Consider the following 14483-nt stretch of genomic DNA (forward strand, 5'->3'; position numbering starts at 1 on the left):
CAGGATATTCAGCGTGAAATCGAAATCCGTTCTTGCCGCCATCGTGGCCGGCATGACGTTCGGCCTGTTCGGCCACGCCGCCATCGCGGCCTGTATCAGCAATCCTCCGGCGCAGTCGAGCGCATCGTTTCCCGCCGCGCTGACCGGCAAGCTCGTCTATCACAGCTACGTGAAATACGGCGACGGCACGAGCCAGTTGTTCCTCTACGATTTCTCCGCGCATACGCTGACGCAACTGAGCAAGAGCACCTGGGGCATCACCGATCCGATGAACGGCGTGTTCAGCCCCGACGGCAAGTGGCTCGCGTTCATGGGCATCCGCAACGGCGCATGGAACGTGTTCATGCTGCAGCTCGGCGCGGGCACGCCGCCGGTCAACATGACGAACAGCACGGGCGCGACGCGCAACGAGGATCCGAAGTTCAGCCCGGACGGCAAGACGCTCGTGTTCAAGCAGAACGGCGACGTGAAGCAGGGCACGCTGTCGTATACGAGCGCGGGTCCGGTGTTCACGTCGATCGTGAGCCTGACGAACGCGCCGTCCGGCGCCGAGTATTCGATGCCGTATCTCGCGCCGGATGCGAGCGCCGTCTACTACGCGACCGGCACCGGCGCGAACATGGGCCTGATGAAGCGCACGATCGCGACCGGCGCGACCGCCACGTTCGATCATCCGGCCGGACTGCAGACCTACTATCCGATCGTGCGCGCAGACGGCATGGTGTTCTACGCGCGCTGGAAGGACAGCGGCGGGCTCGACCAGATCTATGCGAAGAGCGCCGACCCGGCGGCGACGCCGAACGCGCTGCCGCTCAACGACTGCGTCAGCAACAACTCGGATCCCGCGCCGGTGAACGGCACCAACTACCTGTTCTTCTCGTCGACGACGGCGGGCGGCTATCAGCTGTATGTCGGCGACGTGACGACCGGTCAGCGCTGGAGCCTGACGCCGTTCGGCGTGAACGCCGACTCGACCAAGGCGAAGCTCGGCGCGAGCTACTACGGCGGTCCGGCCGCGGCGCAGCCGACGCTGCTGTCGCAAGGGCGACCGGCCGCGGCATCGGCGAGCTACAACGCGTCGATGACGCCGGACAAGGCGTTCGACGGCAACACGACCAGCACGCGCTGGGATTCGCCGGAAGGCACGGGCGTCGATCCGCAGTGGATCTCGGTCGACCTCGGCGCGGTGAAGACGATCAGCAGCATCGACCTGTACTGGGACGCGGGCGCGCTCGTCTACCAGATCCAGACGTCGAACGACAACGCGAACTGGACGACGATCTACTCGACGAACAACGGCGTGTCGTACCAGCACGTGACCTTGCCGAACCTCAACGGTCGCGGCCGCTACGTGCGGATGCTCGGCACGAAGCGCGCGACGCAGTGGGGCTACTCGCTGTACCAGATGCAGGTGTGGGGATCGTAAGCCATGCGGCGCCGGCGCGCCGCGCCGGCGGCAGATGAAAAAAGCGACCTCGACGGGTCGCTTTTTTTCGTTGCGCGGCGCGCTCGGCTCACGCGTGAATCACGAGCGCCGGAAACGCCGGGCCGCCGGCGGCCGCGCCCTGGGCGAGCGGGGCGACCTGCTTGCGGCGTTCGCGCGTCGGCGCGACGCCGAACGCGTCGCGATAGCTCTTGCTGAAATGGCACGCGGACTGGAAGCCGCACGCCATCGTGATGTGCATGATCGACATGTCGGTCTGCAACAGCAGCTCGCGCGCGCGGCGCAGCCGCAGCGTCAGGTAGTAGTGCGTCGGCGTCATGCCGAGATGCTCGCGGAACAGGCGCTGCAGTTGCCGCTGCGACATGTTCGCGAGCCGCGCGAGCTCCTCGCGCGACAGCGGCTCCTCGATGTTGTTCTCCATCAGCGAGATCACCTCGAACAGCGACTTGTTCGCGGAACCGAGGCGCGCGACGAGCGGCATGCGCTGCTGCGCGCTCGTGTCGCGCACATGCTCGACGATGAACTGCTCGGCGATCTGCGTGACGCGCGCGGTGCCCACGCGCGCGGCGATCAGGTTCAGCATCATGTCGAGCGGCGCGACGCCGCCCGTGCACGTGATGCGGTCGCGGTCGATCACGAACAGTTCCTTCAGGAAGCGCGTGTCCGGAAACTCCTCCTTCAGCGCCGACATGTTTTCCCAGTGGATCGCGCACGCGTAGCCGGCGAGCAGCCCCGACTTCGCGAGGGCGTAGGTGCCCGTGCACAGGCTGCCGAGCGGAATGCCCGAGCGCGCGAAGCGGCGCAGCGTCGACAGATGGGCAGGCGTCGTCGCGCGCTGCACGTCGACGCCGCCGCAGACGAACACGATGTCGGGCTGCCCCGCGCATTCGGCAGGGCCGGTATCGACCGTCAGGCCGTTGCTCGCCGTGACCGGGCCGCCGTCCGGACTGATCACCGACCAGCGGTAGAGCGGCTGGCCGCTCAGGTAGTTCGCCATCCGAAGCACCTCGATCGCATTGGTGAACGCGATCATCGTGAAATTCGGCAAGGGCATGAACGCGAAGTGGGACAGCGACGCTGTGCGGTCGGGCGACATGGGGAGCGTTCCTTGAATCTCTAATAGCTTTTGGCCCGAGGCACGGATCGGGCTACGGTATTGTGTGAGCGAGCGCAACAAGCGTGCCATACGGCTAAACCCTAGCTCCATACGTTGTCTGGGCTGAAGCGCGATGTTGCACTGCACCGAATCCGTGACGGCCTGCACCCCGATCGGGCGTCGGTGGCACTGCCGGCGTGCCAGTTCATAGGTGAATCGGTTCGTCGGTTTTGTCGGTCATCCGAAAAAGCACGACCGGTTACTTGTACAAAACGGACGCGCATGGCGGAAAAGGCAAAGAACGCGTCTAAATTCATCAATCTGCCGAAAATCCGAACGACAAGAATAGAGCCGTCGGCAGCCTTGCCCGGGACAGACGGAAAACCCAGGTACGGCGGGCCTTGAGCATCGGTTGCAGCCCCCCAATCTTCGCCACGGACGCACTATGTCGAACACCCAGTCTTTCTTCTCGCAGCCCCTTGCCGAGCGCGACGCGCCGGTGCGCAGCGCCATCCTCAAGGAACTCGAGCGTCAGCAGTCGCAGGTCGAGCTGATCGCGTCGGAAAACATCGTGTCGCGCGCCGTGCTCGAGGCGCAGGGCTCGGTGCTGACCAACAAGTACGCGGAAGGCTATCCCGGCAAGCGCTACTACGGCGGCTGCGAATTCGCGGACGAGGTCGAGGCGCTGGCGATCGAGCGCGTGAAGCAGATCTTCAACGCCGGCTATGCGAACGTGCAGCCGCACTCGGGCGCGCAGGCGAACGGCTCGGTGATGCTCGCGCTGGCCAAGCCGGGCGACACGGTGCTCGGCATGTCGCTCGACGCGGGCGGCCACCTGACGCACGGCGCGAAGCCGGCGCTGTCGGGCAAGTGGTTCAACGCGGTCCAGTACGGCGTGAACCGCGACACGATGCGGATCGATTACGACCAGGTCGAGGAACTCGCCCAGCAGCACAAGCCCAGCCTGATCATCGCCGGCTTCTCGGCCTATCCGCGTGCGCTCGACTTCGCGCGCTTCCGCGCGATCGCCGACAGCGTCGGCGCGAAGCTGATGGTCGACATGGCGCACATCGCCGGCGTGATCGCCGCGGGCCGCCACGCGAACCCGGTCGAGCATGCGCACGTCGTCACGTCGACCACCCACAAGACGCTGCGCGGCCCGCGCGGCGGCTTCGTGCTGACCAACGACGAGGAGATCGCGAAGAAGATCAACTCGGCCGTGTTCCCCGGCCTGCAGGGCGGCCCGCTGATGCACGTGATCGCCGGCAAGGCCGTCGCGTTCGGCGAAGTGCTGCACGCGGACTTCAAGACCTATATCGACAACGTGCTCGCGAACGCGCAGGCGCTCGGCGAAGTGCTGAAGGCGGGCGGCGTCGATCTCGTCACCGGCGGCACCGACAACCACCTGCTGCTGGTCGACCTGCGCCCGAAGGGCCTGAAGGGCGCGCCGGTCGAGCAGGCGCTGGAGCGCGCCGGCATCACCTGCAACAAGAACGGCATTCCGTTCGACACCGAGAAGCCGACCGTCACGTCGGGCATCCGTCTCGGTACGCCGGCCGGCACGACGCGCGGCTTCGGCGTCGCGGAGTTCCGCGAGATCGGCCGTCTGATCCTCGAGGTGTTCGACGCGCTGCGCGCGAACCCGGAAGGCGACCGCGCGACCGAACAGCGCGTGCGCCGCGAGATCTTCGCGCTTTGCGAGCGCTTCCCGATTTACTGATCGACACCGACACGACTGGAGCGAGAGAAAACCATGAGTACGCTGCATCAGGACAGCATCATCATCGACGGGCTGAACATCTCGAAGTTCGAGAAGCCGGTGTTCGAAGACATGCGCAAGGGCGGCATCACGGCCGCGAACTGCACGGTGTCGGTGTGGGAAAACTTCACGAAGACCGTCGACAACATCGGCGTGATGAAGAAGAAGATCCGCGACAACAGCGAACTGCTGACGCTGGTCCGCACGACGGAAGACATCTTCCGCGCGAAGAAGGAAGGCAAGACCGGGATCATCCTGGGCTTCCAGAACGCGCACGCGTTCGAGGACAACCTCGGCTACATCGAGGCGTTCGCCGACATGGGCGTGCGCGTCGTGCAGCTTTGCTACAACACGCAGAACCTGGTCGGCACCGGCTGCTACGAACGCGACGGCGGCCTGTCCGACTTCGGCCGCGAAGTGATCACCGAGATGAACCGCGTCGGCATCATGGTCGACCTGTCGCATGTGGGCGGCAACACGTCGTCGGAAGCGATCGCGTTCTCGAAGAAGCCGGTGTGCTACTCGCACTGCCTGCCGTCGGGGCTGAAGGAGCATCCGCGCAACAAGAGCGATGCGCAGCTGAAGGAGATCGCCGATGCGGGCGGCTTCGTCGGCGTGACGATGTTCGCGCCGTTCCTGAAGCGCGGCATCGAGGCGACGATCGACGACTACATCGAGGCGATCGACTACGTCGTGAACCTGATCGGCGAGGACGCGGTCGGCATCGGCACCGACTTCACGCAGGATTTCGCGAAGGAATTCTTCGACATGCTCACGCATGACAAGGGCCGCTATCGCCAGCTGACCAATTTCGGCAAGGTGATCAACCCGGACGGCATCCGCACGATCGGCGAGTTCCCGAACCTGACCGCGGCGATGGAACGCGCCGGCTGGAAGGAGTCGCGGATCCGCAAGATCATGGGCGAGAACTGGGTGCGCGTGTTCAAGGACGTGTGGGGCGCGTAAGCGCCGCGCGCTGCCCGACCGCCTAGCCGCCAGCGATTCGATACAAAAAAACGGGACGTGCCCGCGCCAGTCGCGCGGGCGCGCGGACGAACACATGCCTGCGCCCGAGCCGCGCGGCGTTTTTCCTCACGGAGTCACCACGATGCAACCGCAACTGCCGATCGATGTCGATCCCGATACCGGCGTCTGGACCACCGACGCGCTGCCGATGCTGTACGTGCCGCGTCACTTCTTCACGAACAACCACGTCGCCGTCGAGGAAGCGCTCGGCGTCGAAGCGTACGCCGCGATCCTGTACAAGGCCGGCTACAAGTCCGCATACCACTGGTGCGACAAGGAAGCGAAGCAGCACGGGCTGACCGGCATGGCGGTGTTCGAGCATTACCTGAAGCGCCTGTCGCAGCGCGGCTGGGGTCTGTTCTCGATCATCGAGGCCGACCCGGCCAGCGCGCACGCGAAGATCGAACTGCGCCACTCGTCGTTCGTGCTCCAGCAGCCGGGCAAGGAAGGCAAGCTCTGCTACATGTTCGCCGGCTGGTTCGCCGGCGCGATGGACTGGGTCAACGACACGACGCCGGAAGGCAAGGATGCGCCGCGCGCGCAGTCGAGGGAAGTGCAGTGTGCGGCCGAGCACCACGACCACTGCGTCTTCGAAGTGTCGCCGATCGCGCACTGATGCACTGATACAGAAAACACCCGCAACACGAGACATTCGAACGCCAGAGGTCGCCTGCGATGCGTTATCCCCACCTGTTCAAACCCATGCAGCTGAACCAGCTGACGCTGCGCAACCGGATCGTCAGCACCGCGCATGCGGAGGTGTATGCCGAGCCGGGCGGCCTGCCGGGCGACCGCTACATCCGCTACTACGAGGAAAAGGCGAAGGGCGGCGTCGGCCTCGCGATCTGCGGCGGGTCGAGCCCCGTGTCGATCGACAGCCCGCAGGGCTGGTGGAAATCGGTGAACCTGTCGAACGACAAGATCATCGACCCGCTCACGCGGCTCGCCGACGCGATGCACAAGCACGGCGCGAAGATCATGATCCAGGCGACGCACATGGGCCGCCGCTCGTCGTTCCACGGCGAGCACTGGCCGCACCTGATGTCGCCGTCGGGCGTGCGCGAGCCGGTGCACCGCGGCAACGCGAAGATCATCGAGATCGAGGAGATCCGCCGCATCATCGGCGATTTCGCCGCGGCCGCGAAGCGCGTGCAGGCGGCCGGCATGGACGGCATCGAGATCTCGGCCGCGCACCAGCACCTGATCGACCAGTTCTGGAGCCCGCGCTCGAACCATCGCACCGACGAATGGGGCGGCAGCCTCGAGAACCGTCTGCGCTTCGGCATCGAGGTGCTGACGGCCGTGCGCGAAGCGGTCGGCAAGGACTTCTGCGTCGGCCTGCGCATGTGCGGCGACGAATTCCACGAGGACGGCCTCGATCACGAAGCGCTGAAGGAAATCGCGCAGGCGATGGCCGAGACGGGGCTGATCGACTACCTGAGCGTGGTCGGCTCGGGCGGCGACACGCACAACACGATCGCGAACTGCATGCCGCCGATGGCGCTGCCGCCGGAGCCGTTCGTGCATCTCGCGGCCGGCATCAAGTCGGTGGTGAAGATTCCGGTGATGCATGCGCAGAGCATCCGCGACGCGGGCCAGGCCGAACGCCTGCTCGCGAACGGGATGATCGACCTGGTCGGCATGACGCGCGCGCAGATCGCCGATCCGCACATGGTGATCAAGATCCGCGACGGCCGCGAGGACGAAATCAAGCAGTGCGTCGGCGCGAACTACTGCATCGACCGCCAGTACAACGGCCTCGACGTGCTGTGCATCCAGAACGCGGCCACCTCGCGCGAAGCGACGATGCCGCACATCATCGAGAAGTCGCGCGGGCCGAAGCGCAAGGTGGTAGTGGTGGGCGCGGGCCCGGCGGGGCTGGAGGCGGCGCGCGTCGCGAAGCTGCGCGGCCACGACGTGGTGCTGTTCGAGAAGAACGCGGAAGTCGGCGGCCAGGTGATGATCGCCGCGAAGGCGCCGCAGCGCGAACAGATGTCGGGGATCATCCGCTGGTTCGACATGGAGACGAAGCGCCTGGGCGTCGATCGCCGCCTCGGCGTGGCGGCCGACGAAAAGACGATCATGGCCGAGAAGCCGGACATCGTCGTGCTCGCGACCGGCGGTTCGAGCTTCACGTGGCAGGTGCCGGGCTGGGGCGTGGCCGAAGGGCTGGCCGTCAGTTCGTGGGACATCCTGACCGGCAAGGTCGAGCCGAAGCAGAACGTGCTGCTGTTCGACGGCGTGAGCACTCACGCGGGCGCGGGCGTGGCCGACTTCATGGCGAGCCGCGGCTCGAAGGTCGAGGTCGTCACGCCGGACGTGAAGGTCGCCGACGACTGCGGCGGCACGACCTTCCCGATCTTCTATCGCCGCCTGTACGCGCTCGGCGTGATCGCGACGCCGAACACGATGCTCGACCGTGTCTATGAAGAAAACGGCAAGAAGATCGCCGTGCTGCGCAACGAGTACACGGAAGAACTGGAAGAGCGCGCGGTCGACCAGGTCGTGATCGAGAACGGTTCGTCGCCGAACGACGAGCTGTACTGGAAGCTGAAGCCGGAATCGGTGAACCGCGGCCAGATCGATCCGCACACGCTGTTCGCGGCCGAGCCGCAGCCGTGCCTGTCGGAAGAACTCGGCAACGGCCGCTTCCTGCTGTTCCGCGTCGGCGACTGCATCTCGATGCACAACGTCCACGGCGCGATCTACGACTCGCTGCGTCTCGTCAAGGATTTCTAAAGATGAATCCGGCTTTCCTGATTACCGCACTGTTGTGGCTGTCGGTGGCGGGGCTCGCGTTCGCGGTCGCGAAGCGCTCGTCGTACTGGCGTCTCGGCCGGGCCACCGCGCCCGGCTCGTTCGGCATCGCGAACCTGTTCGCGATTCCGAAGCGCTACTTCGTCGACCTGCACCACGTGGTCGCGCGCGATCCGTACATCGCGAAGACGCACGTCGCGACGGCCGGCGGCGCGATCGCCGCGCTCGCGCTGGTGTTCGTCAACTACGGCCTCGCGATCTATTCGCCGTGGCTCGACAAGCTGATCTTCCTGGCGGCGCTCGCGATGCTGGTCGGCGCGGTGTTCGTATGGCGCCGCCGCGCAGCGAAGGACGTGCCGGCGCGGCTCTCCAAGGGCCCGTGGAACGCGCTGCCCTGGCTGCTCGGCTCGTTCGCGCTCGGCCTCGTGCTGTTCATGCTGGTGCCGACCGGCGCGATGTCGGGTGCGTTCGCGGTGCTCTGCGCGCTGCTGATCGGCGCCGGCGCGTTCACGATGACGATCGGCGCCGCAAAGGGCGGCCCGATGAAGCATGCGATCGCCGGCCTGCTGCACCTGGCCTTCCACCCGCGCCAGGAGCGTTTCGCCGCGACCCGCGAGTCGTTCACCGGCGACGGCGACGCGACGCCGCCGACCGCGCTGAAGCTGCCCGACATCGAGCACGAGGAGTATGGCGTCGCGAAGCCGGTCGAATTCCGCTGGAACCAGCTGCTGAGCTTCGACGCCTGCGTGCAGTGCGGCAAGTGCGAAGCCGCGTGCCCCGCGTTCGCGTCGGGCCAGCCGCTGAACCCGAAGAAGCTGATCCAGGATCTCGTGGTCGGGATGGCGGGCGGCACCGATGCCGCGTATGCGGGCAGCCCGACGCCGGGCCTCGCGGTCGGCCAGCATCGCGGCGAGCCGAACGGCCCGATCGTGTCGGGCCTGATCGAGGAACAGACGCTGTGGTCGTGCACGACCTGCCGCGCCTGCGTGCAGGAGTGCCCGATGCTGATCGAGCACGTCGACGCGATCGTCGACATGCGCCGCAACCGCACGCTCGTGCACGGCACGGTGCCGGGCAAGGGCCAGGAAGTGCTCGCGAATCTGCGCGAGACCGGCACGATGGGCGGCTACGACACGGCCGCGCGCTACGACTGGTCGGTCGACCTGAACGCGCCGGTCGCGCAGCCGGGCAAGCGGGTCGACGTGCTGTTCGTCGCCGGCGAGGGGGCGTTCGACATGCGCTACCAGCGCACGCTGCGCGCGTTCGTCAAGGTGCTGAACAAGGCCGGCGTCGACTATGCGGTGCTCGGCCCCACCGAGACCGACACGGGCGACGTCGCACGCCGGCTCGGCGACGAGGCGACGTTCCAGCAGATGGCGAAACGCCTGATCGGCACGCTCGGCGAGCTGTCGTACCAGCAGATCGTCACGGCCGACCCGCACGTGATGCACAGCCTGCGCAACGAATATCGCGCGCTCGGACTGCGCGTGACGGTCAAGCACCACACGACCTATCTCGCGGAGCTCGCCGACAGCGGCCGGATTGCGCCGAAGGCCGTCGAGGCGCTGCAGGAGAAGCGCACCACGTATCACGATCCGTGCTACCTCGGCCGCTACAACGGCGAGACGGAAGCGCCGCGCAAGCTGCTGAAGACGATCGGGATCCAGGTCGTCGAGATGGAGCGCAACGGCATGCGCGGCCGCTGCTGCGGCGGTGGCGGCGGTGCGCCGCTGACCGACATCCCCGGCAAGCAGCGCATCCCGGACATTCGCATCGCCGACGCGCGCACCATCGGTGCCGACGTGGTCGCGGTCGCATGCCCGAACTGCACGGCCATGCTCGAAGGCGTCGTGGGCCCGCGCCCGGACGTGCTCGATGTGGCTGAACTCGTCGCTGCCTCGCTGGAGTGAACCGGATGAACACGATCAAACGAATCGATCCGCGCCGGCCCTTCATCATCACGCCGGCCGGCCTGAAGCGCATCACGCTCGGCGAGGAAGGCAGCGCCGACGCCAGCGCCGCGAACTGGTCCGGGCACGGCCACGCGGCGTCGGCCGCCAAGCCGCGCCGCGCGCTGCAGGATCCGAAGCACGTGCTGCTGGTGGTCGCGCACAGCGAGCGCGGCGCGCTCGACGACCCGGCGCGCCAGGCGATCGCGGCCGCCGCGCTGCTCGCCGATGCGCAGACCGAAGTCGCGCTGCTCGCGTTCGGCGAACTGAAGGACGACGTCGCCGAACTGGGCGTCGACAAGCTGGTGGAACTCGCCGGCTTCGATCGCCGCGCGTTCGCGCCCGAAAGCGAACTGCAAGCATTGCAGGCCTGCGTGGCGGCGCTCGCGCCGAAGCACGTATTCCTGCCCGACAACGCGACCGGCGACGGCGATCTCGGTCGCCGCTATGCGGCGGCGGCCGGCGCAAGCGTCGCGACGCACGTCGTCGAGATCGACGCGAAGCACGTCGGCGCGTATGTGCATGCGAAGCGCGCGTTCGCGACGCGCGCGCTGCCCGACGTGATCCTGCTCGCGCCGAACGCGGTCGAGGCGAAGCTGCCGTTCGTCGGCGCGGGCGAGCGCCTGGCCGCCGATTTCATCCGTCCGGCCGGCGACGCCGCGCAACCGTACCGCGATCTCGGCCTCGAGGAACTCGACGCCGCGCAGGTCGCGCTCGAGGAAGCCGACTTCATCGTGTCGGCCGGCAACGGCGTGACCGACATCGGCGCGTTCGAGCGGCTGGCCGCCACCTTCGGCGCGGCGATCGGCGCGAGCCGCGTCGCGGTCGACAACGGCCATTTCACGCGCGACAAGCAGGTCGGCGCGACCGGCAAGACGGTCGAGGCCAGCGTGTACATCGCGTTCGGCATTTCGGGCGCGGTGCAGCATCTGCAGGGGATCAAGGACTGCCGCCACGTGATCGCGGTGAACCTCGACGGCAGCGCGCCGATCGCGAAGCGCGCGAACCTGACGGTGGTCGGCGACGCGCAGGCGACGATCGCCGCGCTGATCGAACAGGTGCAGGCCGCGCGCGCCGCGCGCGGACAATCGCCGGCCGCGGTCGGCGCCCGTGAACCGGAAGGAGTTGCAGCATGAATGCCCCCCGCCAGTTGCAACGCATCGCGGTGCTCGTGTCCGTCGGCCGGCACCCCGTCAGCGGCGCCGCGCGCTACAGCCGCAACGACGCGGCCGCGCTCGAGACAGGCCGCGCGCTCGCCGAGCGGCATCGCGCGAAGCTCGACGTGATCCATGCGGGCGATCCCGCGAATCCGGCGCTCGCCGAATACCTGGCGCTCGGCGCGCGCGAGGTCGAGGTGCTGGTCTGCGACGACGGCGAGGATGTCGCGCATGCGCTCGCCGCGCGCGTCGAGGGCTACGACCTCGTGCTGACCGGCACGCGCGCCGAGGGCGCGTACGACACCGGGATGCTGCCGTATCGCGTCGCTGCGTTGCTCGGCTATCCGCTCGTCGGCTCGGCCGTCGACGTGACGATCGACGGCGACCGCGCAGCAGTCCGGCAATTTTTGCCGAAAGGTTTGCGGCGGCGCGTCGATGCGGCGCTGCCGGCCGTCGTCGCGGTCCATCCGCTTGCCAATGCGCAGCCGCGCTACGCGTACGCCCGGCTGCGCGCCGGCGCGATCCGTCCGAGCCGCACGGCGACCGGCCGGGATGCCGAAGCGGCGGCGTGGACGGTCGGCGCGATCGAGCGCAAACCCGTCAAGCTGGTCGCGGCCGAGAAGCGCTCCGGGCATGCCCGGATGCTGTCGGCGACGACGACCGAAAGCCGCGGCGGCAACGTCGTAATTGAGGGGAGTTCAGTCGAAAAAGCACAAGTGATCCTCACGTATTTGCGCGAGCATCAGCTCATCGACTATTGATTTTGATGCCTGTCGGCAAGAACCCAGGGATGCAAGGAATCCGGAGCAAACGATGAAAGTATCGGCAGACATTCGTGCACTGATCGAGCGGCGCAAGGAAGGCTACAGCCTCGAGGCGCCGTTCTACACGAGCGAGGAGATCTTCGCGCTGGACATGGAGACGATTTTCCGCCAGCACTGGATCCAGGTGGCGGTCGAACCCGATATCCCCGAACCGGGCGATTACGTGACGGTGGAACTGGGGAGCGATTCGATCCTGATCGTGCGCGACGACGACATGGCGATCCGCGCGTTCCATAACGTGTGCCGTCACCGCGGCGCGCGCCTCTGCAACGAGGACAAGGGTTCGGTCGGCAACATCGTGTGTCCGTACCACAGCTGGACCTACAACCTGACGGGCCAGCTGATGTTCGCCGAGCACATGGGCGAGAAGTTCGACCGCTGCAAGCACAGCCTGAAGTCGGTGCACGTCGAGAACCTCGCGGGCCTGATCTTCATCTGCCTCGCCGACGAGCCGCCCGTCGACTTCGCGAAGATGCGCGCCGAGATGGAGCCGTACCTGCTGCCGCACGACCTGCCGAACACGAAGATCGCCGCGCAGATCGACATCATCGAGGAAGGCAACTGGAAGCTCACGATGGAGAACAACCGCGAGTGCTATCACTGCGTCGCGAACCATCCGGAGCTGACCATTTCGCTGTACGAGTACGGCTTCGGCTACCAGCGCTCGGATGCGAACGCCGAAGGCATGGATGCATTCGCCGAGACCTGCGTCCGGCGCGGCAAGGAATGGGCCGAGATGGGCCTGCCGTCCGCCGAGATCGAGAAGCTGCTCGACGTGACGGGGTTCCGCACGCAGCGCCTGCCGCTCGACCGCAGTGGCGAATCGCAGACGCTCGACGCGAAGGTCGCATCGAAGAAGCTGCTCGGCAAGTTCGACCAGGCCGATCTCGGCGGGCTGTCGTTCTGGACGCAGCCGAATTCGTGGCACCACTTCATGAGCGATCACATCGTCACGTTCTCGGTGATCCCGCTGTCGGCCGGCAAGACGCTGGTGCGTACGAAGTGGCTCGTGCACAAGGACGCGAAGGAAGGCATCGACTACGACGTGAAGAACCTGACGGCCGTGTGGAACGCGACCAACGACCAGGACCGCGCGCTGGTCGAGTTCTCGCAGCGCGGCGCGAACAGCAGCGCATACGAGCCGGGCCCGTACTCGCCGTACACGGAAGGGCTCGTCGAAAAATTCTCGGCCTGGTACATCGGCCGGCTCGCCGAAAAAACCGGCGCATAGCGATTAGCGATCTAGCGATTTAGCAGCGGAGTCAGACATGATGCGAGATGCGGCCAATTTCGAGCCGACCGACAGCCGGGTGACGCGCCCGGCTTTCTGGAACGCCCTTTCCGAGCGCTGGACGAGCGACGTCGAGGAAACGCTGGTGTGTTGCCACGTGCGGCAGGAAACGCACGACGTGAAGAGTTTCTTCTTCCGTTCGCCGCAGGGCCGCACGTTCTCGTTCGAGCCCGGGCAGTTCCTCACGCTCGAACTGGACATCGACGGCGAGACGATCAATCGCTGCTACACGATCTCGTCGTCGCCGACGCGGCCGCATACGGTGTCGATCACCGTCAAGCGCGTGCCGGGCGGCAAGGTGTCGAACTGGCTGCACGACAACCTGCAGCCGGGCGCGTCGGTGCGCGTGCTCGGGCCGGCCGGCGAATTCACGTGCGCGCGGCATCCGGCGCGCAAGTACCTGTTCCTGTCGGCGGGCTCGGGCGTCACGCCGCTGATGTCGATGAGCCGCGCGCACCACGATCTCGCGGAGGATCGCGACATCGTGTTCGTGCACAGCGCGCGCACGCCGGACGACATCATCTTCGCGCGCGAGCTCGACCTGATCGCGTCGAATCACACGAACTTCCGCGCGTCGTACGTCGTCGAGCGCGTCGGTGCGCGCACGAACTGGCCGGGCGTCACGGGCTTCCTGACGCTGCCGCTGCTGAAGCTGATCGCACCGGACTTCATGGAGCGCGAGATCTTCACGTGCGGCCCCGCGCCGTACATGAAGGCCGTGCGCGACCTGCTCGACGAAGCGGGCTTCGATCGCAAGCGCTATCACGAGGAGAGCTTCTCGTTCGAAACGCTCGCGCAGACCGCGAGCGACGAACTGCTCGCCGATCTCGCGCCGGTCGCCGACGACGGTGGAGTCGCGACGAAGCAGTACACGGTCAGCTTCGCGAAGAGCAATCGCGAGATCGCATGCGGCTCGGAGCAGCACGTGCTCGACGCGGCGCGCCAGTCCGGCGTGCGGCTGCCGGCATCGTGCACGCAGGGGATGTGCGGCACCTGCAAGGTGAAGCTCGTGTCGGGGCAGGTCGACATGAAGCACAACGGCGGGATTCGCCAGCGCGAGATCGATCAGGGCATGGTGCTGCTTTGCTGCAGCAAGCCGCTGTCGGATCTGGTGATCGATAAGTGACGACTGGCCGCGATGCGACGCGATGCGTCGCATCCGGACAAGCATCTGTCGGAA

General features: G+C 66.8%; 11 protein-coding genes. 10 read left to right on the forward strand and 1 reads right to left on the reverse strand.

Annotation, left to right across the window (positions count from 1 at the left end):
* Positions 1–52 precede the first annotated feature (52 nt).
* Positions 53–1426: a discoidin domain-containing protein gene (locus WS57_RS02595; protein WP_409070468.1), complete on the forward strand. Its 1374-nt coding sequence runs from the start codon at positions 53–55 to the stop codon at positions 1424–1426.
* Positions 1427–1514: 88 nt separating this feature from the next.
* On the opposite strand, the gene WS57_RS02600 is transcribed toward WS57_RS02595, so the two are convergent.
* Entirely contained in the window at positions 1515–2630 is a 1116-nt protein-coding gene (locus tag WS57_RS02600; RefSeq protein ID WP_081056742.1) for a GlxA family transcriptional regulator, read from the reverse strand.
* 355 nt (positions 2631–2985) lie between these two features.
* Here WS57_RS02600 and WS57_RS02605 point away from each other — a divergent pair, with 355 nt between their 5' ends.
* From WS57_RS02605 to WS57_RS02645, 9 genes are all read left to right on the forward strand, one after another.
* A complete protein-coding gene (locus WS57_RS02605; RefSeq protein WP_040131111.1) occupies positions 2986–4260 on the forward strand; it encodes a serine hydroxymethyltransferase in 1275 nt (424 codons plus the stop codon).
* Between the two features lie 33 nt (positions 4261–4293).
* On the forward strand, positions 4294–5265 hold the full coding sequence (locus WS57_RS02610; protein ID WP_009695750.1) for a dipeptidase: 972 nt from the start codon (positions 4294–4296) through the stop codon (positions 5263–5265).
* A 142-nt stretch (positions 5266–5407) separates the two neighbouring features.
* Entirely contained in the window at positions 5408–5941 is a 534-nt protein-coding gene (locus tag WS57_RS02615; RefSeq protein ID WP_009695751.1) for a DUF5943 domain-containing protein, read from the forward strand.
* A gap of 59 nt (positions 5942–6000) precedes the next feature.
* Positions 6001–8064, forward strand: coding sequence for an NADH:flavin oxidoreductase (locus WS57_RS02620; protein WP_009695752.1), 2064 nt, complete (start codon positions 6001–6003; stop codon positions 8062–8064).
* Positions 8065–8066: 2 nt separating this feature from the next.
* Entirely contained in the window at positions 8067–9992 is a 1926-nt protein-coding gene (locus WS57_RS02625; protein WP_009695753.1) for a (Fe-S)-binding protein, read from the forward strand.
* Positions 9993–9997: 5 nt separating this feature from the next.
* Complete coding sequence (locus tag WS57_RS02630; protein WP_069243709.1) at positions 9998–11167, forward strand: electron transfer flavoprotein subunit alpha/FixB family protein; 1170 nt, start codon at positions 9998–10000, stop codon at positions 11165–11167.
* Positions 11164–11949 (forward strand): electron transfer flavoprotein subunit beta/FixA family protein, encoded by a 786-nt coding sequence (locus WS57_RS02635; RefSeq protein ID WP_009695756.1) that lies wholly within the window; start codon positions 11164–11166, stop codon positions 11947–11949. Before WS57_RS02630 ends, WS57_RS02635 begins: the two co-directional genes overlap by 4 nt.
* 52 nt (positions 11950–12001) lie before the next feature.
* Positions 12002–13243, forward strand: coding sequence for an aromatic ring-hydroxylating oxygenase subunit alpha (locus WS57_RS02640; protein WP_009695757.1), 1242 nt, complete (start codon positions 12002–12004; stop codon positions 13241–13243).
* A gap of 37 nt (positions 13244–13280) precedes the next feature.
* Positions 13281–14429 carry a hybrid-cluster NAD(P)-dependent oxidoreductase gene (locus WS57_RS02645; protein WP_009695758.1) on the forward strand — a complete coding sequence of 383 codons (1149 nt, stop codon included), beginning with the start codon at positions 13281–13283 and terminating at the stop codon, positions 14427–14429.
* Positions 14430–14483 lie beyond the last annotated feature (54 nt).

The organism is Burkholderia pseudomultivorans (assembly GCF_001718415.1).
Classification (GTDB): Bacteria; Pseudomonadota; Gammaproteobacteria; order Burkholderiales; family Burkholderiaceae; genus Burkholderia; species Burkholderia pseudomultivorans_A.

Coding starts and splice junctions, on each gene's coding strand:
- WS57_RS02610 (WP_009695750.1), top strand. CDS start 4,294: ATGAGTACGCTGCATCAGGACAGCATCATCATCGACGGGCTGAACATC.
- WS57_RS02645 (WP_009695758.1), top strand. CDS start 13,281: ATGATGCGAGATGCGGCCAATTTCGAGCCGACCGACAGCCGGGTGACG.
- WS57_RS02605 (WP_040131111.1), top strand. CDS start 2,986: ATGTCGAACACCCAGTCTTTCTTCTCGCAGCCCCTTGCCGAGCGCGAC.
- WS57_RS02630 (WP_069243709.1), top strand. CDS start 9,998: ATGAACACGATCAAACGAATCGATCCGCGCCGGCCCTTCATCATCACG.
- WS57_RS02600 (WP_081056742.1), bottom strand. CDS start 2,630: ATGGCACGCTTGTTGCGCTCGCTCACACAATACCGTAGCCCGATCCGT.
- WS57_RS02615 (WP_009695751.1), top strand. CDS start 5,408: ATGCAACCGCAACTGCCGATCGATGTCGATCCCGATACCGGCGTCTGG.
- WS57_RS02635 (WP_009695756.1), top strand. CDS start 11,164: ATGAATGCCCCCCGCCAGTTGCAACGCATCGCGGTGCTCGTGTCCGTC.
- WS57_RS02595 (WP_409070468.1), top strand. CDS start 53: ATGACGTTCGGCCTGTTCGGCCACGCCGCCATCGCGGCCTGTATCAGC.
- WS57_RS02640 (WP_009695757.1), top strand. CDS start 12,002: ATGAAAGTATCGGCAGACATTCGTGCACTGATCGAGCGGCGCAAGGAA.
- WS57_RS02625 (WP_009695753.1), top strand. CDS start 8,067: ATGAATCCGGCTTTCCTGATTACCGCACTGTTGTGGCTGTCGGTGGCG.
- WS57_RS02620 (WP_009695752.1), top strand. CDS start 6,001: ATGCGTTATCCCCACCTGTTCAAACCCATGCAGCTGAACCAGCTGACG.